We start from the raw sequence: 19,597 nt of genomic DNA, 5'->3' as shown, positions 1-19,597 counted from the left end.
CATTCCCGCTTTTGCGGGAATGACATAGTAGAGCCATAGCACAACATCCTTAAAACAAATGCAAAATCAAGATTTCATACATACATTAAATCCAGAGCAGCAACAAGCAGTTCTTCACACTGAAGGACCGCTTTTATTGCTTGCAGGTGCAGGGACAGGTAAAACAAAGGTACTTACCTCAAGAATAGCTAATATTATTCACCAAAATTTAGCCTCACCTCAAAATATTCTAGCCGTTACTTTTACTAATAAAGCTGCTAAAGAAATGGCTGAAAGAGTTAATAGTCTAATTAATTGCTATGGTCTTAATATAGGCACTTTCCACTCAATGGCAGCTAGGATATTACGTGACCAGATTGAGCATTTAAATCTTGGTTTAAATAATAGATTTACTATTATTAGTCATGATGATCAATTAAAACTAGTGAAAGATATAGTAAAGCTAAAAGATATTGATACTAAAAAATATGCTCCTAAATTAATACATATCATAATTTCTAGATGGAAAGATCAAGGATTATTACCAACTAAACTATCAGTATCAGATACTAATTTACCGCTACAGAGGGTTGCAAAACTTGTATACGAAGAATATCAGAAAAATTTACTTATTTCTAATGTTTTAGATTTTGGAGATTTGCTACTTTATAATAATGAGCTTTTTATTAAAAACCCTGAAATACTAAGATATTACCAAGAAAAATATCGATATATTTTAATCGATGAATATCAAGACACTAACGTTGTCCAGTATTTATGGGCAAGAATGCTCGCAAGTTTATATAAAAATATTTGCTGTGTAGGGGATGATGATCAATCTATTTATGGTTGGCGAGGAGCAGAAGTCGGGAATATATTACGTTTTGAAAAAGATTTTGCAGGTGCAACAATTATTAAATTAGAGCAGAATTATAGATCAACTTTGCCAATACTTGCTGCTGCTTCCAATGTGATCAATAATAATAAAAACCGTCACGGTAAAACGTTATGGACGGATAGGGAAAACGGTGAAAAGATAAAAATTATCTCTTGTTGGAGTGATAAAGAAGAAGCAAGATATATAGCCGGTGAAATAGATAAGTTAGTGCGAGAAAACCGGTATAATGCCGGTAATATTGCAATATTAGTACGAGCCGGATTTCAAACAAGAAGTTTTGAGGAAGCGTTTATAAATAGTGCTATGCCTTATAAAATTATAGGCGGTTTGCGGTTCTATGAACGTATGGAAATAAGAGACGTGCTTGCTTATATCCGTATATCTTTGAATCAAAATGACAATCTAGCACTTGAGCGTATTATAAATGTGCCGAAAAGGGCAATAGGTGCAGCTAGCTTAAATAAAATTAGAGTCTATGCACTTGAGCGAAATATTTCTAATTTCGCAGCCATTAAAGAAATGCTAGAAATAGGTGAGATTAAAGCAAAATCATATGAAACTCTAAAAGATTTGATTACTAAAATCGATAATTGGTACGAAAGATTTAGTATAGATGCTCCAATAAACGTAGTTAAAGCAATACTTGATGATTCCGGTTATCTTGAAATGCTTCAAGAAGAAAAAACCGAAGAAGCATTCGGTAGAATCGAAAATATTAACGAAATGCTTAGAGCTATTGCTGAATTTAACGATGTTCATGATTTTATCGAACATTCAAGCTTAGTTATGGAAAATGAAGTGCTTGAAACCAATTACGGTGGCTCTGTTACTATAATGACCCTGCACGCAGCTAAAGGGCTTGAGTTTGACGTGGTATTTTTACCAGGCTGGGAAGAGGGGGTATTTCCGTCTCAAAGATCTCTAGACGAAGACGGCGAAAAAGGCTTAGAAGAAGAACGCCGCATTGCTTATGTCGGCATTACGAGAGCCAAAAAAGACCTCTACATTACTCATGCTGAAAGCAGAAAAATATTTTATGAAATAGTCCGTTCTTACCCTTCAAGGTTCATAACCGAAATCCCTGATGAAATTACGATCAGGACCTCTTCTATGAAAAAATACAATTCTTTTTATAAGTTTTAATTAATTTTCATTCATAAATTTTAAATTGGTTTGCCATAGATTTAAGTGAGTCTCAAGTAGAGCAAATGAACGACAAAAAACGTAATGGTTTAAGCGAAGATGAAGTGATGGATATTAAAAAACCATTAGAAAAAGCTATGTTAGAATTAGCTAACCAAAAAATATATAAAGAACAATATAGAGAGAAATTAATAGATAAAACATTAGATAACCTTAAAGAAAATGTTTCAGAAACAACATTAGGTAACTAAAATTTCTTACTAAAAATACTACCCCTAAACTTGATAAACAAGAGCAAATTAATGATCCAAAACAAGTAGAAGCATTAACACAAGCAGCATTAAAGATATCTGAATTTTTAAAAATTACTTTTCAAACAAATGAAAAAGAAGCAAAAGCTTTATTGTCTATTAATGAGTTAGGAGTAAATGAGCCTAATATAATTAAAACTTTATTACCAGCGATAAGTAAACGACCGTCTGAAAAAATGATAGAGCAAGGTAAAGAAATTATCAAGAATTTTGCCCCATTACTTGAGAGCAGCAATTCTGCACTTGTTAACGGTACTAAAAGAGTATTAGCAGAGTTAAATCCTGGATTTAAGGAACACACGGATGGGGGGAGAAAGTATAGCATTAGAATTACAAAGAGTAACCAAACCTAAGCTATGGCAAAGAATAGTAGCAGTTTTTACCGGTACGGATTATGCTCAAAAAAAATATAGATCAAGCATTTGCTAACTTTGAAAAAAGTAATAGTCTACATATAGAAACGAAAAATTTGTCGGAAGAAATACAAAGAGAAAAACAAGCACCAAATATTGTAAAGCAAAATAAAACAATACCCCAAGGCTATAAGTCTTCTATATCAACCCCTATATCTCATGTTGAAAACCTTAATAAAAGTAGAGAGAGTGGGCAACAGTCAGGGCATAGTAAGTAGTGATTTATATGATAATATAGTTGCGAATTTTTAAAAAGTTTGATAATTTAGTTCATTATATCAAATAACTTAATAATGAATATTATATGGCAGAGATTATAACTAATATAGATGATACTATTAAAAAAAACGATGAAGTGACTGAGATATCGGCTGCAGTAAAAGATAAAATAGTTGATATAAAAAACGTAGATAGTAGATTAGATACTTTGAATAAAAATATTGTTACTACCGATCCTATTCAACAATATTTACAATCTGAAGAATATATCACTAGTACGCTTGAAGTACTTGCCAGTAAAATTATTAGTGAAGTTGTAGAAAATAAAGATATACAAAAATTAGTAGATAACTTGCATATCAATTTAGGACAAGATATAAAACTAATACCTAGTGTAGCAGATAAGCTAAAGTTTGATGTCGCAAGGGCTGAAGCAGCACTTAAGGGTTTTGTACTTCCTCTAAATAAAGGGGGACCTTTTGATGAATTATTATTGATGGGTATAGAAGATGAAGAAGAAATCTTTGCCAATCCTATAAGAGCAACTAAAGAAGCATTAATAGCCGTAAGCGGAAAGTCTATACCTAAAGAGCAATATGCACAGGCTGTAAAAGATCAAGCTATAGAAATCTTAAAACAAGATCCTAAAAACACTCCAGACAAACTTGAGAAATATGAAAAATTTATTATGCAAGGGGATAAAAACCAGAAATTTAATGAAGATAGTAAGCAGTTTATCCCAAGAGTAAATCAATTATCTCAAGTGGAATTTAAGGAATTACAAAAGGCAGCCACTTATACGGTGCAGCAGATTAGTAATAGATTAGAAAAAAATAATAAAATTAGTAAGCAATTAGAACAAACTATTATACTTACTAACTCATCAGGCATAAAGAATCCTGAAATAATAAGGGAATTAAATAAGTTAGATTCTACTTATCTAACTGAGAATAGTACTAAAATAGCCACTGAATTAAAAGATATTAATGATAGAGGTATTTCTTTATGGGAAAAATTTAAGCAGATATTTACAGGTAGAAACTATTTGGAAAAAAGATTAGGAAAAGTTGTAGATAAATATATTACTCTGAGTGATGGATATGTAGTGAAGACAATTAATGATAAAATCTTTTCAAATGCTTTAACAAATCCTGAAATTACTGCAGGTCTAACAAAATTTTTAAATGAAAATAAAGATAAAGTAGCAACTAATCCTGAATTTAAAAATTTAATTCCTGTTACGGGTGAGCCTATTATAGTTCAACCGCAACAAATGAATAATTTTAATTTAGCGGAACTCAGAAAAATCAATCCAATAGCATTTGATAAAACCATATTTGAAGATTCAATAAAACTAAGAAGTTCTAATATAAAACCTCCGCAAATCACTCCTAATACTTCTACTAAAAATCAAGAAGCAGTAAGAAGAAAGGGTTAAATTTTAATATAACTTCATCATTGTGAGGAGGCTTTGTTACATTACTTCTCTGTCATTCCCGCGAAAGCGGGAATCTAGATTTTTTATTGTCACCCCGTGTGGTGTGACCACGGGGTCTTGTATCACCAGCTGAGTCCTAAGATACCGCGATCAAGTCGCGGTATGACATTAAAGGTTACTAGATTGCTGCTTTCGCAGAAATGACATCAGAACATAAAGATTTAGGTGAGATGCTTAAATACTCCTCTTTCCATAATTCATTATAAAGAATAGGATCGATATTACCGCCTGAGATTAGTACTAGTAATTTTTGAGGTTTGGATTGTGTTTTTAAAAAATTTACCACTGAAATCATGTTTATACTACTTGACGGCTCGCATATTACTTTAAGTAAATGAGTAAGCCACGCAGTCCAGTAATATATTTCATATTCTTCTGCTAAATAAAAATCATCAAGTTTTTTCAGATATTCAAATGTACGAGCTGATATACTCAAGGTTTTAAGACCGTCCGCAATAGTATTCGGAGCATAGTTAAATCTATATGTTTTATTATCTTTAACAGATAAATAAGCATCATTGGCATTTAAAGGTTCTGAACCTATTAACAAGCTTGTCGGTGATATTAATTCTTTGGCAAGATATGCGCCGGAAATTAAACCGCCGCCACCGCAAGAGGCAAAAATAGCATCAGGACTAAAACCTAGCTGCTGTAATGCTTCATAGCATAACGTGCCTGCTCCTGCTATTGTAGAATCACTATCGGAAGGATGCATATAGTAAAATCCTTGCTTTTCATCTTCTTTTGCTTTTTCTTCCGCTTCTTGTCGAGTATATGTATATATAACTTCACCGCCGTAATAAAGAGCTGCTTGTTGTTTTACTTTTGAAGTATTTAACGGTAAATAAATCCTTGTTTTAATACCGAATAATTTACTCGCATAAGCAAGACCGATTCCATGGTTACCCGTACTATAACCGACTATTTTATCAGGTAATTTTCCTTGCTCTTTTAATTCTAATAAATGATTTAACACGCCTCTAACTTTAAATGCACCGGTTTTTTGTAATGATTCAACCTTAAAAAAAATCTCATGACCGAGCATCTCATTTAAGCTTTCAGAGTGAACGATCGGAGTTAAATGTAGATACTGTTTTATTCTATTATGTGCGGCTGCTACATTTTGAGGAGGTTGTAGTAATAAATTCATAAATATAATTAATAATGGTAGCTTGAAATCAGGTTGATCCTATATTATATAGTTAATAATTAGAAATTTTAAAAGGTTTTAATTGATGAATAAAAAATCCCTTCCGTTAATGGCACTGAGAGATATGGTAGTATTCCCGGGAGTAATTGCTCCTATTTTTGTGGGTAGGCCAAAATCGTTGCAAGCACTCTCTCATACTACCATTTCCGAGGAAGATAATAGTAAATATATTTTAGTAACTTTACAGAAAAAATTTGATCAAGAAAACCCTAGTACACACGAACTTTATAACACAGCTATACTTGCCAAGATTATCCAAATAGTGAAGCTGCCTAATAATACGGCAAAAATCTTAATAGAAGCAGTAGCAAGAGTAAAGTTAAGCAATATCAAAGGCGAGGAAGCTTTTGAAGCAAATTACGAAATTATTCCAGATGAAGAAATATTTGACGTTAATAACATGCGTTCACTCGTTGATAATGCAGTACAACTATTTAGTAAATATGCGATTAATGATAAGAAAGTTAATGCAGAAATTATTGAAACTATCAATAAAGAAATAAGTAATAGCACTAATTTCATAGATATTATAAATATATTAGCCTCACATTTGATAACTTCACTTGAGGCAAAGCAGCATTTATTAGAAGAAACTAGTCCTTTTAAGCGTATCACTATGGTTATTAGTACGCTTACTTCCAATATAGTAAATTCAGAAACCGAGCAGGCATTGCAGCAAAGAGTAAGAAAGCAAATCGAAAAAACGCAGCGTGATTATTATCTGCACGAACAAATGAAAGCTATTCAAAAAGAGCTTAATGAAGATAAATCAGAACTTGCCGATATTGAGAAAAAAATTAAAAGTTTAAAATTATCAAAAGAAGCAAAAGAAAAAGCTGAGGCTGAACTTAAGAAACTCCGTACCATGAACCAAATGTCAGCGGAGTCGGGAGTAACGCGTAACTATCTTGAGACATTGCTTAGCCTGCCTTGGGGTAAGTATGATAATAGAAAAATAGATATTAACCAAGCAGAGAAAATTTTAAATCGTGACCATTTTGGACTCGAAAAAGTTAAAGAACGAATTATAGAATATTTAGCGGTATTACAGCGTTCAAGTAAAATTAGAGGACCTATATTATGTTTAATAGGTCCGCCAGGGGTCGGTAAAACTTCACTTGTAAAATCTATTGCCGAAGGAATGGGCAGAAAATATACTAAACTTGCGCTCGGCGGTGTTAGAGATGAAGCAGAAATCAGAGGGCATAGAAAAACTTACCTTGGATCAATGCCCGGTAAAATTTTAGGTCAACTTAAGAAAGTTAAGACTAGTAATCCTGTAATGCTGCTTGATGAAATCGATAAAATGAGTTCTGATTTTAGAGGTGATCCTGCATCCGCTTTGCTTGAGGTATTAGACCCTGAGCAGAATAGTCACTTTGTTGATCATTATCTAGAAGTAGAATATGATCTATCAAATGTAATATTTATTGCTACTGCTAACTCTAATGATTTACCTAGAGCTTTAAGTGATAGGATGGAAAAAATATATATTTCCGGTTATGTAGAGGAAACAAAGCTCCAAATTGCCAGAAATTATTTAGTTCCAAAACAATTTAAAATGCATAAAATCAAAAAAGATGAAATTACTATATCCGAGACGGCAATTTTGGATTTAATTAGATATTATACCAAGGAATCAGGTGTAAGAGCTTTAGAGCGTGAAATAGGGGCATTAACTAGAAAAGCATTAAAGCAGATTTTAGCAGATAAAAGTGTTAAGCATATCGCCATAGATAGTAATCATCTTGAAGAATTTTTAGGAGCTAAGAAATATAATTTCGGGCTTGCCGAGAAAGAAGATCAAATAGGAAGTACTACGGGACTTGCTTACACTGAAGTAGGAGGAGAGCTTTTAACTATAGAGGCTTTAGCATTTCCAGGGAAAGGTGAAATAAAGACCACCGGAAAACTCGGTGATGTTATGAAAGAATCGGCAATGGCTGCCTATAGTTGTTTTAGAAGCAGAGCAACAAATTTTGGATTAAAGTACGATAATTATAAAGATTTTGATATTCACATTCACGTACCGGCCGGAGCTATTCCAAAAGATGGACCGTCTGCCGGCTGTGCTTTGTTTACGACTATTGTTTCGTTGATGACTAAAATACCCGTACATCGTACTGTAGCAATGACCGGTGAAATTACTTTAAGAGGCAATGTTTTACCTATAGGTGGTCTTAAAGAGAAGTTACTTGCTGCAAGTAGAGGAGGTATTAAAACCGTGTTGATTCCTGAAGAGAATGTCAAAGATTTGAAAGATATACCGCCGAATATAAAAGAAAGCCTAGAAATTATATCTGTATCAAATATTGATCAAGTACTTAAGCATGCTTTGGTAGGAACACCGATAAATAAATAGAGATTTGTTAATAGTTAAAATATCATATATTAAATTAATGCAAGCTATAGTAAAGTAATTCTTTTTGACTTTTCAATCAAACTGCGATTTTTCTTGCTTAATTCCTGACTATCTTGAACTCGCCTATTATTATAGACTCTCTTCCTTACGCCTGTCACTAAATTGGGCTGAATTGACTATATTGTTGCGTGGATCAATTTCACCTCTGTCATACCGTGGCTTGACCATGGGATCCAGTTAAAAATACTAATAATTTTAGTATTTTTTATTGTTTTTATGGACCCTGTGGGGGTGACACAGTAATGCTGCTACTACTGCGGCAGCTACTCAAAGCGGCGTATCTGAGGTAGTAAAATCCATGCCTACAATAAAAGACAAAACAGCTTAGTTTATCTTTCTGCTTTCCAACTTTCATTGAGAAATTCGTTTAACTTAATTCTAAATACATAATTAAATTTCTACACTACCAAGTAACAATATTTTTTTGGTACAGCGTCGTTCAGAAAGCTTGATACAAGTGAATTTTCTGACATGCGCCTTTGCTCACGTACTTTTGTACGTTCCGCAGGCTCAGTCGTCAATGCATCTTGTCTAAAGCTTTCTGAATCTAGCTCTATCTGCTTCTATTTTATTATTGTAAAAAAGTTGCTACAAATTATTAATTAAATGTATTGGGGTTAATATTAATGAAAGAATCACAAATATTAAGAAAATTTTTAGCAACGGCATCATTATGCGGAACATTATTCACTAGCTCTAATACTGCAGGAGCAACAATTCCTAATCTCGGTAGCGTAAGCTTGAGTACCGGTGCTGGTCTTGTAGGAGGAGTATTGAATAACGGCAATATTTATTCAAAGGGCTTGGAATTAAAATATCGGCAGATAAAACAAATGCTGTTATTGGCGGGATAAATACATTAATAGCACTACCTGCTTTTGGTGGGGGTGAGGTAAGTCAAAATGTATCAATAGGTGCTCTTAGTGAAACAGTAGGTCTTACTCCTAATTTCGCTCCTCTTAAATTTATTAATAATAATGTTACGTCAATTGTTACCGGAGTCGTTAATCAAACATTTAGTAATATAGATTTCGCCGGTAAGAATTCTACTTTACAAATTAATAACGGTTTAAATATTACAACTCAGATAGATAATACGGTAGCTGGCAATAACTGTACAATAACATTTGTATATCAAATCACATAGGTCTAACTAACTCTCTTTCCGGAATAAATGTAGGAAACGGGTAATATAAATAATACTACCGGCGTTGACGGTCAAGGGATACTAAATCTAGCTCATGATCTTGGTAGTAGTAACATAATAACAGGCGATATAGGTAATATAGGCTCATTAGCCGCAGTACATTTTTTACTTGGGTCGGCAACACTTAATTCTACAATATTAAAAGCTACTAATATTAATTTACAAAGTAATACGTCCGTACTTAATTTATATGACGACATAACGGTTACGGGTAATATAGACGGTGCTAACGGAGTAAACAGAAATTTTATAGGGAATGCTATACTTAACGGAAATATAAATAATTTCAATATACTTCAGTGTAATGGAGGTAACGGTAAGATTCTTGATTTACAAGGTAATACTACGGTAAATAGTATTGTTTTTGCAGATAGTGTTTTAGCTTCGGGAACTATAAGTGTTAATGGTCTATTAGATGTAGGAGGTATTACTTTTAATAATAGTAATGCTAGCGGCGGTACTTTAATAATAAATACCGAAAATACAATCAATGTTGCATTATTAAACGCTATAAAAGCAAAAATACAAATAAATGCTAATTTAACAATTAATGATCCAAGTGCCGGAGATATAGGTGATATTAGAATAGCGGATAATACGACATATACAATAGATGCAGCAAATGGGAATGTAAATTTGCTAAAATAATAATTTAAACAAATCTGGCAATGATGAATATGGAATAGTGAGAATAGGAGCAATCACAAAATACCTAACTATAGCAAATAACGGTGGACCTTATACTATAGAATACCCATCGCCTTAAGAATTTCATAGTAGACGGAGCAGGTGATATCGTAGTCGATAATACGGTATTTACGAAGACTTAGTATGAATAGCAGGTAACATTTAACCAAGCTTTAGACCTAGGAGCGGGTGGTAACATATTATTTAGAGCAGATGGTGAGTTAATAGTAAATGGTGTGACCAGTTCAGTTTACGACCTCTGCAAATAACCAAGGCACACTGACAATACAAAGTGGTAATGTTAACGGTACGATTGGAGCTAACGGCAGCAGCTTAAAACTCGTAAATATCGGAGCAAACCCCATTACGTTCTCAGCTAATGTATTTGTTCCCGTAGCTTTAAATAAGAATGGCTCTATCTTAGCTTTAGCAGATGGGGGTACGCTAACCGGTAACGTAGGAGCAAATGGAGCAGTACTTAGCACCGGCGGTGTAAGGCGGTACATTGAATTTTATAGGTGACGGTAATGTAACTCATAGGTACGGATGCTGCTAGCCCTGCTAATATAAATATCCCTAACTTTACTTAATTCAGTAATATCCATTGCGGCAATTAATTTGAGTCAATCATTTTTTTTGTGTAAGTTCATTTTTTATTTTCCAATAAATCATATTTAAAATTCCCACAAAGTATTTCAAATTGATTTAAAGCTAATGACCAATCTTTTATAGGCATAGTCCATTTTTTAGCCGCATTTTGCAAGGCTAAAAATATTATCTTTTGAATTGATTTATCATCTGGAAATACACCTTTATTTTTAATAATTTTCCTAATTTGACGATTTATAGACTCTATGGTATTCGTGGTATAAATCACCTTTCTAATCTCCTCAGGAAAGGCAAAAAATGGTATTATTCCTGACCAACTACGCTGCCAAATATCAGAAATTACTGGATATTTTTTATCCCATTTTACACTAAATTGTTGCAGTTTTAAACGAGCCATTTCTTCGTTATTTGCCGTGTAAATTTGTTTTAAATCTGATGTTACCTCTTTTAAATCCTTATGTGACACGTACTTTACTGAATTGCGTACCATATGCACTATACATAGTTGTACTATAGTAGCAGGAAATATGCTACTGATAGCCTCAGAAAAACCTTTTAAACCATCAACGCAAGCAACATAAATTTGTTCTACACCTCGATTCTTTAATTCAGTTATACTTGCATCCAAAATTTAGAGCCTTCATTTTTTCCTATCCAAATGCCCAATAACTCCTTCTTGCCTTCTATATTAACCGCAATTGCCAAATATACAGCTTTATTTATTACTATATGATTATCTCTAGATTTAACATATATGCAATCCAAATACAATATTGGGTATATCCTATCTAAATAGCGATTTTGCCACCTAGTTACCTCCTCTAGTACTCCATCTGTTATGGTTGATATTAAATCACTAGATACTTCAGTTTGATATATTTCTTCTAAGTGACCACGAATCTCACTGACTGTCATACCTCTACCATAAAGTGAAATTACCTTCTCATCAAATCCATTAAATCTCCTCAGCCCTTTTGGTATTAATTGTGGATTATACTCACCTTCCCGGTCTCTTGGTACTTCTAATGTCAACTTACGACTATCATCATCAATTACTGTCTTTTCATAGCTACCATTACGACGATTATTGTCTACTTTTTCTACTTTACTATGCTTTGAGTAGCCCAATTCATGATCTAACTCACTTGCTAATATTTTCTCAACTATTTGTTTCTTTAGCTGTTGAAATAAACCATCTCGACCAAATAACTCTGATGGGTCTGCTTTTGATAATAATTCTTCTACTAGCTGATTACTTATGTTTAATTTTTCTTTATCTTTACCTATTTCTTTAGCCATAATTTCCCTTTGTTTTAGTTACTTCTTTTTACATTAATCTCTTACTGCTTTTTTTGCAACTTACACAAATTTTATTATAGACTCTTTATTTTTGCCTAAGTATGATCCTTTTGTTAATTCACTTCTTAATGCTTTTGCGTTTTGTTCTACTTTCGTTTTTAGACCGGTAGGGGCTATATAATATTTGGTTGGATTGGTGACAATATAGGCAGAAAAGCAACTGTTATTATCACCACAGCTATTATGGCAATTACTATTACAACAACTCTTGCTCCTTACTCAGAAATAGGTATAGCTGCTACTATTATGTAGAGTTGCTCAAGGGATCTCATCAATGGGCGAGATTATGGGGGCTCAAATTTACTTAACCGAAATCACAAAACCTCCTACTCAATATTCAAGCGTGGCTATGATTGTCGCAGCATCTACTGTAGTAGGCGTTGCAGCACTCGGTATAGCATCTATAGTTACCAGCTATAGTTTTAGTTGGCGTATAGCCTTTTGGATGGGAGCAGTTATTGCCGTGATTGGACTAACTGCACGAACTACTTTATAGGAAACTCCTGTATTTGCAGATGCAAAACACCAACTTCAAGAAAGCTTAGCTGATGCTATTGAAAAAGGAGATATAAATATTAAAAAACCATTTTCTGCTACAAGAAAAGGTCAATAAAAAAAACCTGTTTGGCTTATTTTTTAATTGAATGTGCATGGCCTGTATCATTTTATTTTACCTACTCACATTGTAGTAATATATTAAAAAATACCTTTGGTTACACCAGTGAACAGATCATACATAATAATTTTATTGTCTCAATAGTAAATTTAGGTTCATATATAATATTAACTTATCTATGCTATAAAATATATCCATTAATTCTTATAAAATTTAAGTTATTAATATTTTGGTTATTTGCTTTATCACGAGCTTTAATGTTTGCAGTTTCTTCTTGTAGAACAATTTACTTGATAGATTATTTTAATCACTGGGGATTATTATTCTTGATTATTCCAATTCTAATTGGTTATAACATTTGGAGTAAATCATTTTATAAAGTTAGAGGAGGAAGCAGAGAGTTATTATTAGAAAAAGCTTTGTGTCTTTCAAGTTTAATATTAAAAACTTTTAGGCATAACTTAGCAAATTCTCGTTCTAGTTTATAATTTATATTAGCAGCGACCAAAAGAAAATTTATTAAAGTCTCTTCAATAATTTTTCTAGCTTTCTCAGGTGATTTAACTCCCAAAGTTTGCACATTATGAATTCGGTCAAATAATTTTATTAATGCCGTATTGTATCTTTTCTCTTTAATTAATCAGTTTAGGCTTTCTCCGCTACTTATCTTCCCGTAAGATTTAATTCTAGTTAGACCTTCTACATGTTTTGCTACTTCCGGTCCAAAAATTTCGGTAATTGTTTCTTCAGTTAATTCTGTATCCTCAATAGTATCATGAAGTAACGCAGCTTGTAGCATAATAATTGTTACCTTAATCGGGTGCGAATAATAAGGATCGCCTGATTGATGCATTTGAGAACCGTGTTACGTGCATAGTAGATACCTTTTTTGATTTCGAGTATATCTGAGTATATCTATAGGATTTGCTACTTTAGTATTTAAATATTCGAGTTTATCAAGTAATTTTTTACTATAAACACAAATTGCAAACTTTTCTTTCCAAGAGCTTATATCTTCCATAAAAGTTATTTCTTATTTCATTATAATTTGTGGGCTATTAATTAAAAAATTAGGCATTGCCTAGAAAAAGTTGATAATTTGAAAAGTTTACGTCATGGCCACGCTCTTTGCAGTCGCTTAGCTCATGACGATATCAACCGTTTCGAGGAAATGCCAAAAATTGCAGTAATAAATAGCTGCAGATTAGGTTCTATGAAGGAAAATTAAATTAATCTATTTTTGCTATTTTTTGCTGTAAATCATAAGATTTTTTTGAAATAGGAACAACTATTACTGCAAAAATCTTATTAATGTTCGCTAAAAAATATCTGAAAATATAAATAATTTAATTTTCCTTCACAGAACCTAAAGATTATTGTTATATTATTTTAAATATTAATCCTAAAGTCAAAATATAACTATGTCAAACCGTAATAGTTTAGAAGTACAAGAGTACGCACAAGCTAGCTCCTTAAATAATACTAATCTAACTGCATCACAGGGTGAGTTAATACTAACTGTTGCAAATTTATTGTTCAAAGAGTCAAATATTAATAATAATCAGAATATACAAAGAGATAATAATATATCTTATGAGAATAATATTAATAATATTACCGACTTTGAAAATCAGGATACAAGTTGTGGTATATGTAAATGTCTTGGAGCGATAGCTACTGTTTGCTGCAATGTGTATGTATTTTTATTTGAATAAACACCACATTTTACACTAAAAAAATATGAGCAAGGCTTAAGAAAGTTAGGAAACCTAGAGCATCGGTTATGGTTGTTAGAAATACACCGGAGCCTGTAGCGGGGTCTATATCAAAATAATGCAGTATTATAGGAATAGCAGAGCCGAATAATCCGGCTACTAAAAAATTTAAAATAACTGCAATAGCAAAAATAACGCTAAGATTTAAGTCAAGCAACATCACAAAGCTAAGTCCTGCTCCGATAATTGCAAGTACAAAACCGTTAAAAGCCGATACGGCTATTTCTTTTAATATAACTTTATTGACATTATTATAATGAATATCTTTATTAGCAAGGGCTCTAACCGTAACGGTCATAGCTTGTGTTCCGGCATTTCCGCCCATTGAAGCTACAATAGGCATAGTAGCTGCAAGCGTTACAAGTTTTGCAATAGTATCGTTAAAATGGTTAATGATAAGTGAGGTCATGCAGGCAGTGATTAGATTAACAAAGAGCCAAGGAAAACGATGTTTAACGGTATAAAATACATTGAAGAAAGTATCTTGAGTGTGTACCCCGCTTAATGATAATATATCTTTGCCGGCTTGTTCTTCGATAATATAAATTATATTATCGATTGATACGCTACCTACTAACTTACCGCTTTTATTTACTACCGGTACAATAGTTAAAGCATATTGTCTAAAAATGAAGCTTAGTTCATTTAAGTCGGTAAAAGCATCTGCAAGCTTAAAATCTTTGCTCATCAAATCTTTTATCAATTCATTTTTTTTGCCTTTAATTAGCGTGCTAAGAGAAATAATACCGATAGGGCGTAATTTATTATCCGTAACAATTGCCGCATAAAAGTCATTCTTTACGTTCTTGATAAAATTTAATGATTCCTCGACCGTCCATCCTTCTTGAAGATTAATAAAATCGCGTTCAATTACCCTACCTACCGTATTTTCGGGATATGTACAACCTACGGTAATTTGGTGTTTTTTTTCTTTAGTGAGATTACTTAGGATAAGGTCTTTTATATCATCGTCTAGATCGATTACTACTTCAATAGCATCTTCTATAACTAGCTTATTGATTAATTCTGCAGATTTTTTTATGCCTAAAGTTTCTATTATTAAAGGTTTACTATAAGCATTTAATGATACTAACGTTTCAGGCTTAATTTCATCCTGTAATAAAGGAATAATTATTTTATATGTTTTATTGTTAAGATTATCTAAGAAATCTGCTAAATCGGCATAATGAAGCTTGGCCAGCCTGCTTGCAGCAGCATCATAATTGTGATCTTCGATCAGATCGTTAATTTGATCAAAAATTTCAGCAAATTGATCGTGATGATCTGGTAAGATACTTTTAAATATATTGAAATTAGGCATAGCCTATTGACCTAATAGTTTATTATAGACTTATTATAATTATTTAAAGCTGGGTAGCTAGGCTTGGCACAGAATTGTGTACAATTTGCTAATCAATATAAATCACAGAGTACAAATAAGCAATAGTTTTTATTTCAACTCCTTTTCATTTATCAGGAGTATACAATTAGCACAAACATTTGCTAACAAGACGAACTTAGGCGTAAATATAAAATCTGAAGTGTCGAAACAGACAAAAATTTGACTTTGTGAAAAACCGGCGAATGGTGCGGTCGAGAAGACTTGAACTTCCAATCTTTTTACAGAACAGCACCCTCAACGCTGCGCGTCTACCAATTTCGCCACGACCGCTTAAGTTTTACTCTATAGCAGATTATGAGTAAAATATCAATAGAGTTCTTTTGATGTCATTTCCGCCTTTCTATGTCATTCCCGCTTCCACGGGAATGACATAAACTAGCCATGCGACAACACCTTTAGTCGTTCGCAATGACGGCAAAGCTATTCAAGATAAATCAACAACAAAACTAGGTGTAATCGATTGCTTAACAGCAGCTTTCATTAAACTATCTAGTTTTTCATCAATATTATCAAAATCAATATGATATTCTCTAGAATTTCCGGTTAACACTAGGGCAGAGTCTATACCAAGGCGATTTGCTGCAAGTATATCGGTGTAAACAGTGTCCCCAATCATTAACATGCGATTCTTAGGGGTATTATGACATTCTTTTAAAATTTTGCTATATATTTCTTTATATGGCTTACCGCTATAAATTACTTTTCCGCCAAGCTGCTTTATTTTTTCGGCATAATAGCCGCTACAATATCTATAAACACCGTGCTGATTTATTCCAAGGTCAGGATTAGCACAAATATTGACCATTTTACGTTGTACAACAATTTTAAATAATTCATTGAATTCGTTTAAATCTAAATTTTCGTTTTCATCTCTGTAAATAGTCATTAAGAAAATATTAGCTTTGTTAATATCATCAGTGATAGGACATTGAATTCTGTTTATTATATCATTTTCTAAATGTCCTAAATGATATATTGCTGGTTTTTCTATACCGAACCGCTCTTTACTTTCTAGTATCATTTCTACTGCTATTTCGCCTGAGCTAATGATCATTTCCGGTTCTGCATTTAATCCCCACGATTTAATTGTTTGATGCAGTGAAAAAATATTGCGTGGAGCATTAGTGACAAAATATACTTTTTTTCGTTCAATAATCTTATTGATATTTTGTACGACGCCCGGATAGGTACGCCCCCCTTCAATTATTACCCCCCAAAGATCGAATAAAAACACGTCATAATCATTAATTACGTCGAAAATATTTTTTAACTTTAATATATTCATTGTTATCTCGCTAATTTTAAATCAAGAAACTTTACTATTTTAATAAGTTACGTTATAGTCATTTTTATTGTTTCTAGCAACAAGTAATAGAGCCAAATATATAATATGTCGGAAATTGAAGAAAAATTTAACGAATCATCATACGGTGCTGATTCCATAAAGGTTTTAAAAGGTCTTGAAGCCGTAAGAAAAAGACCGGGAATGTATATCGGGGATGTTGGAGACGGGTCGGGTCTACATCATATGATTTATGAAGTAGTCGACAACGCTATCGACGAGTCGCTTGCTGGTTATTGCGATCTAGTACGAGTAACATTAAATAAAAACGGTTCAGTAACCGTATCCGATAACGGGAGAGGTATACCCGTTGAAATTCATGAAGAAGAAGGAATATCGGCAGCTGAAGTTATTATGACGCAACTTCACGCCGGCGGTAAGTTTGACCAGAACGCTTATAAGGTTGCAGGCGGTCTACACGGTGTTGGTGTATCGGTTGTAAATGCTCTTTCTGAATGGCTTGAGCTGCGTATTTGGCGTAATAATAAGGAATATTTGATTAGATTTAATAACGGTATAACGGAAGCTCCGCTTGCGGTTGTCAAAGAAAATATTGATAAAAAAGGTACGGAAGTTACTTTTTTTCCGTCTGTAGAAACGTTTACTAATATAGAATTTGATTTCGGCACTATAGAGCATCGTCTTCGAGAGCTTGCTTTTTTAAATTCAGGCGTAAAGATTTTACTCGTCGATAATCGCTTTGAAGAAGTTAAAGAAGTAGAGTTTTATTATACGGGCGGTATAGAAGCTTATGTAAAATATATAGACAGAGCGAAGCACGCTATCCATCCATGTATAGTAGTTAATACGGAGAATGCTGAGTCCGGTATAAGCCTTGAGCTTGCGATGCATTGGAACGATTCTTATCATGAAAATATTTTATGCTTTACTAATAATATTAGGCAGCGTGATGGCGGAACTCATCTTAGTGCTTTCAAATCAGCGATAACACGTGTTATTACCTCGTATCTTGATACTACGGGTCTTAATAAAAAAGCTAAAAATGACTTTAGCGGTGAAGATACTAGGGAAGGGCTATGTTGTGTGCTTTCCGTTAAAGTGCCTGATCCTAAATTTTCTTCTCAAACAAAAGATAAGCTAGTAAGCTCCGAAGTACGACCGGTTGTTGAGAATGCCGTTTATACAAAGGTTCTTGAGTGGTTTGAAGAGCATCCAGCAGAAGCTAAGGCAATTATAGCTAAGATTATGGAAGCTGCGAATGCTCGTGAAGCTGCTAGAAAAGCAAGGGAACTCACTCGAAGAAAATCAGCTTTAGAAGTTTCGAATTTACCAGGTAAACTTGCAGATTGCCATGCAAAAGATCCTGCTATTTCAGAATTGTTTATTGTTGAGGGGGACTCTGCGGGCGGTACTGCAAAGCAGGGTAGGGATAGCAAAATTCAGGCTATATTGCCTTTGCGTGGTAAAATTTTAAACGTTGAACGTGCAAGATTTGATAAAATGCTCGGTTCGGACCAAATCGGTACGTTAATTACAGCTCTTGGAATTAGTGTTGAACAAGAATTTTCCTTAGAAAAGCTTAGATACCATAAAGTTATTATTATGACCGATGCTGATGTTGACGGTTCGCACATTAGAACTTTATTACTCACGTTTTTCTATCGTCATATGCCTGAGCTAATAAATAAAGGCTATCTATATATAGCTCAGCCACCGCTTTATAAAGTAAAGAAAGGAGCAGCTGAGCTTTATTTAAAGAATGAGCAAGCGCTGCAGGATTATTTGATCAAATCAACTATTAATGATGCAACCATAATTCTAGACGATAAAGAGCAGTTAGTGGGTGATAATTTAGAAGAGCTAATTAATAAAGTAGTTAAGTTTAACGGCTTGCTTGACCATGCTAGCAAAAAATTTAATCGTTCAATTACCGAAATTCTTGCGATTAATGACTTACTTAATAACAAAATATTTGAGCCTGAAAGTGATTTAAGACTTAAAAAAGCTTTAGATGTTTTAAATAGCTTAGAAGATTCGCCTGATAAGACTAATTGGGAAGTTTTAAAACATGAAAATAAAATAGATTTCTTCCGCTTTAGTAGGGGTTTAAAAGAAAGTAAAATATTATTGAAAGAGCAGTTAGAATCATTTGAGTTTGTACAAATATCAAAGCTTGCTTTAACGATTTTTGATATATTTAGTAAGCAATTAAAGCTTATAGTGAAAAGTCAGGAATTCGATATTTTAACACCGAGTCAGTTGTTAAATACCATTATAGAATGCGGAAAAAGAGGTATAAATATTCAGCGTTTTAAGGGTCTTGGTGAGATGAATTCCAGCCAGCTATGGGAAACTACTCTTGACCCTACAAAAAGAACTTTGCTTCAGGTAAGAGTTGCAGAAATTGATGAAGCAGAAGGCATTTTCTCTACTTTAATGGGTGACGTTGTTGAACCTCGCAGGTTATTTATCCAAGCAAATGCGTTGAATGTCGTGAATTTGGATGTGTAGTATAATCGGTGTCATACCGTGGCTTGACCACGGTA

At 33.2% G+C, this 19,597-nt stretch carries 16 protein-coding genes, 1 tRNA gene and 3 pseudogenes; 12 read left to right on the top strand and 8 right to left on the bottom strand.

Annotated elements, in window-relative coordinates:
* Positions 1–58: 58 nt before the first annotated feature.
* From pcrA to C4Q30_RS00705, 5 genes are all read left to right on the top strand, one after another.
* Complete coding sequence (gene pcrA, locus C4Q30_RS00725) at positions 59–2,020, top strand: DNA helicase PcrA (protein WP_103896904.1); 1,962 nt, start codon at positions 59–61, stop codon at positions 2,018–2,020.
* Between the two features lie 65 nt (positions 2,021–2,085).
* Positions 2,086–2,271, top strand: a complete 186-nt coding sequence (locus tag C4Q30_RS09325) for a hypothetical protein (protein ID WP_245207388.1) — start codon at positions 2,086–2,088, stop codon at positions 2,269–2,271.
* A 152-nt stretch (positions 2,272–2,423) separates the two neighbouring features.
* Positions 2,424–2,684 (top strand): hypothetical protein, encoded by a 261-nt coding sequence (locus C4Q30_RS00715; RefSeq protein WP_103896903.1) that lies wholly within the window; start codon positions 2,424–2,426, stop codon positions 2,682–2,684.
* Between the two features lie 41 nt (positions 2,685–2,725).
* Positions 2,726–2,962: a hypothetical protein gene (locus C4Q30_RS00710; protein ID WP_209445182.1), complete on the top strand. Its 237-nt coding sequence runs from the start codon at positions 2,726–2,728 to the stop codon at positions 2,960–2,962.
* 86 nt (positions 2,963–3,048) lie between these two features.
* Complete coding sequence (locus C4Q30_RS00705; RefSeq protein WP_103896902.1) at positions 3,049–4,401, top strand: hypothetical protein; 1,353 nt, start codon at positions 3,049–3,051, stop codon at positions 4,399–4,401.
* A gap of 178 nt (positions 4,402–4,579) precedes the next feature.
* Here the strand turns inward: C4Q30_RS00705 and C4Q30_RS00700 are convergent, their stop codons facing one another.
* On the bottom strand, positions 4,580–5,611 hold the full coding sequence (locus C4Q30_RS00700; RefSeq protein WP_014014319.1) for a serine/threonine dehydratase: 1,032 nt from the start codon (positions 5,609–5,611) through the stop codon (positions 4,580–4,582).
* 85 nt (positions 5,612–5,696) lie between these two features.
* Here C4Q30_RS00700 and lon point away from each other — a divergent pair, with 85 nt between their 5' ends.
* Positions 5,697–8,033, top strand: a complete 2,337-nt coding sequence (gene lon, locus C4Q30_RS00695; protein WP_103896901.1) for an endopeptidase La — start codon at positions 5,697–5,699, stop codon at positions 8,031–8,033.
* 686 nt (positions 8,034–8,719) lie between these two features.
* On the top strand, positions 8,720–8,947 hold the full coding sequence (locus C4Q30_RS00685) for a hypothetical protein (protein ID WP_103896899.1): 228 nt from the start codon (positions 8,720–8,722) through the stop codon (positions 8,945–8,947).
* A gap of 385 nt (positions 8,948–9,332) precedes the next feature.
* Here C4Q30_RS00685 and C4Q30_RS00675 read toward each other — a convergent pair whose 3' ends face one another.
* The 3 genes and pseudogenes from C4Q30_RS00675 to C4Q30_RS00660 all read right to left on the bottom strand — a co-directional run bounded on the left by C4Q30_RS00675 (position 9,333) and on the right by C4Q30_RS00660 (position 11,895).
* The gene (locus C4Q30_RS00675) at positions 9,333–9,590 is read right to left on the bottom strand and encodes a hypothetical protein (protein WP_245207386.1); all 258 of its coding nucleotides are present in this window, start codon (positions 9,588–9,590) and stop codon (positions 9,333–9,335) included.
* 642 nt (positions 9,591–10,232) lie between these two features.
* Positions 10,233–10,493 carry a hypothetical protein gene (locus C4Q30_RS08945; RefSeq protein WP_209445175.1) on the bottom strand — a complete coding sequence of 87 codons (261 nt, stop codon included), beginning with the start codon at positions 10,491–10,493 and terminating at the stop codon, positions 10,233–10,235.
* Positions 10,494–10,633: 140 nt separating this feature from the next.
* Positions 10,634–11,895: pseudogene (locus tag C4Q30_RS00660) on the bottom strand (IS256 family transposase).
* Between the two features lie 85 nt (positions 11,896–11,980).
* Between C4Q30_RS00660 and C4Q30_RS10755 the strand changes: the two are divergent.
* From C4Q30_RS10755 to C4Q30_RS10620, 3 genes and pseudogenes are all read left to right on the top strand, one after another.
* Positions 11,981–12,150: pseudogene (locus C4Q30_RS10755) on the top strand (MFS transporter); the annotation flags it as partial.
* A 79-nt stretch (positions 12,151–12,229) separates the two neighbouring features.
* Complete coding sequence (locus C4Q30_RS00650) at positions 12,230–12,451, top strand: MFS transporter (protein ID WP_103896897.1); 222 nt, start codon at positions 12,230–12,232, stop codon at positions 12,449–12,451.
* Positions 12,452–12,804: 353 nt separating this feature from the next.
* Positions 12,805–12,982, top strand: a pseudogene (locus tag C4Q30_RS10620) (proline/betaine transporter); the annotation flags it as partial.
* Between the two features lie 229 nt (positions 12,983–13,211).
* Here the strand turns inward: C4Q30_RS10620 and C4Q30_RS00640 are convergent.
* A complete protein-coding gene (locus C4Q30_RS00640) occupies positions 13,212–13,424 on the bottom strand; it encodes an HD domain-containing protein (RefSeq protein ID WP_103896896.1) in 213 nt (70 codons plus the stop codon).
* A gap of 568 nt (positions 13,425–13,992) precedes the next feature.
* On the opposite strand from C4Q30_RS00640, the gene C4Q30_RS00635 reads away from it, so the two are divergent.
* Positions 13,993–14,286 (top strand): hypothetical protein, encoded by a 294-nt coding sequence (locus C4Q30_RS00635; protein ID WP_045806010.1) that lies wholly within the window; start codon positions 13,993–13,995, stop codon positions 14,284–14,286.
* Positions 14,287–14,296: 10 nt separating this feature from the next.
* Here the strand turns inward: C4Q30_RS00635 and mgtE are convergent, their stop codons facing one another.
* The 3 genes from mgtE to C4Q30_RS00620 form a co-directional block, all read right to left on the bottom strand.
* Positions 14,297–15,667, bottom strand: coding sequence for a magnesium transporter (gene mgtE, locus C4Q30_RS00630; RefSeq protein WP_014408821.1), 1,371 nt, complete (start codon positions 15,665–15,667; stop codon positions 14,297–14,299).
* 264 nt (positions 15,668–15,931) lie between these two features.
* Positions 15,932–16,018 (bottom strand) — tRNA-Leu (locus tag C4Q30_RS00625).
* Positions 16,019–16,172: 154 nt separating this feature from the next.
* Positions 16,173–17,033, bottom strand: a complete 861-nt coding sequence (locus C4Q30_RS00620) for a TIGR01459 family HAD-type hydrolase (protein ID WP_103896895.1) — start codon at positions 17,031–17,033, stop codon at positions 16,173–16,175.
* A gap of 105 nt (positions 17,034–17,138) precedes the next feature.
* Between C4Q30_RS00620 and gyrB the strand changes: the two genes are divergently transcribed.
* The gene (gene gyrB / locus C4Q30_RS00615; RefSeq protein WP_103896894.1) at positions 17,139–19,562 is read left to right on the top strand and encodes a DNA topoisomerase (ATP-hydrolyzing) subunit B; all 2,424 of its coding nucleotides are present in this window, start codon (positions 17,139–17,141) and stop codon (positions 19,560–19,562) included.
* Positions 19,563–19,597: the final 35 nt, after the last annotated feature.

Origin of the sequence: Rickettsia fournieri, from assembly GCF_900243065.1 — a bacterium.
GTDB classification, from domain to species: Bacteria; Pseudomonadota; Alphaproteobacteria; order Rickettsiales; family Rickettsiaceae; genus Rickettsia; species Rickettsia rickettsii.
The sequence above is the reverse complement of the archived record's forward strand: the minus strand, read 5'-3'. Positions and strand labels throughout refer to the sequence as shown.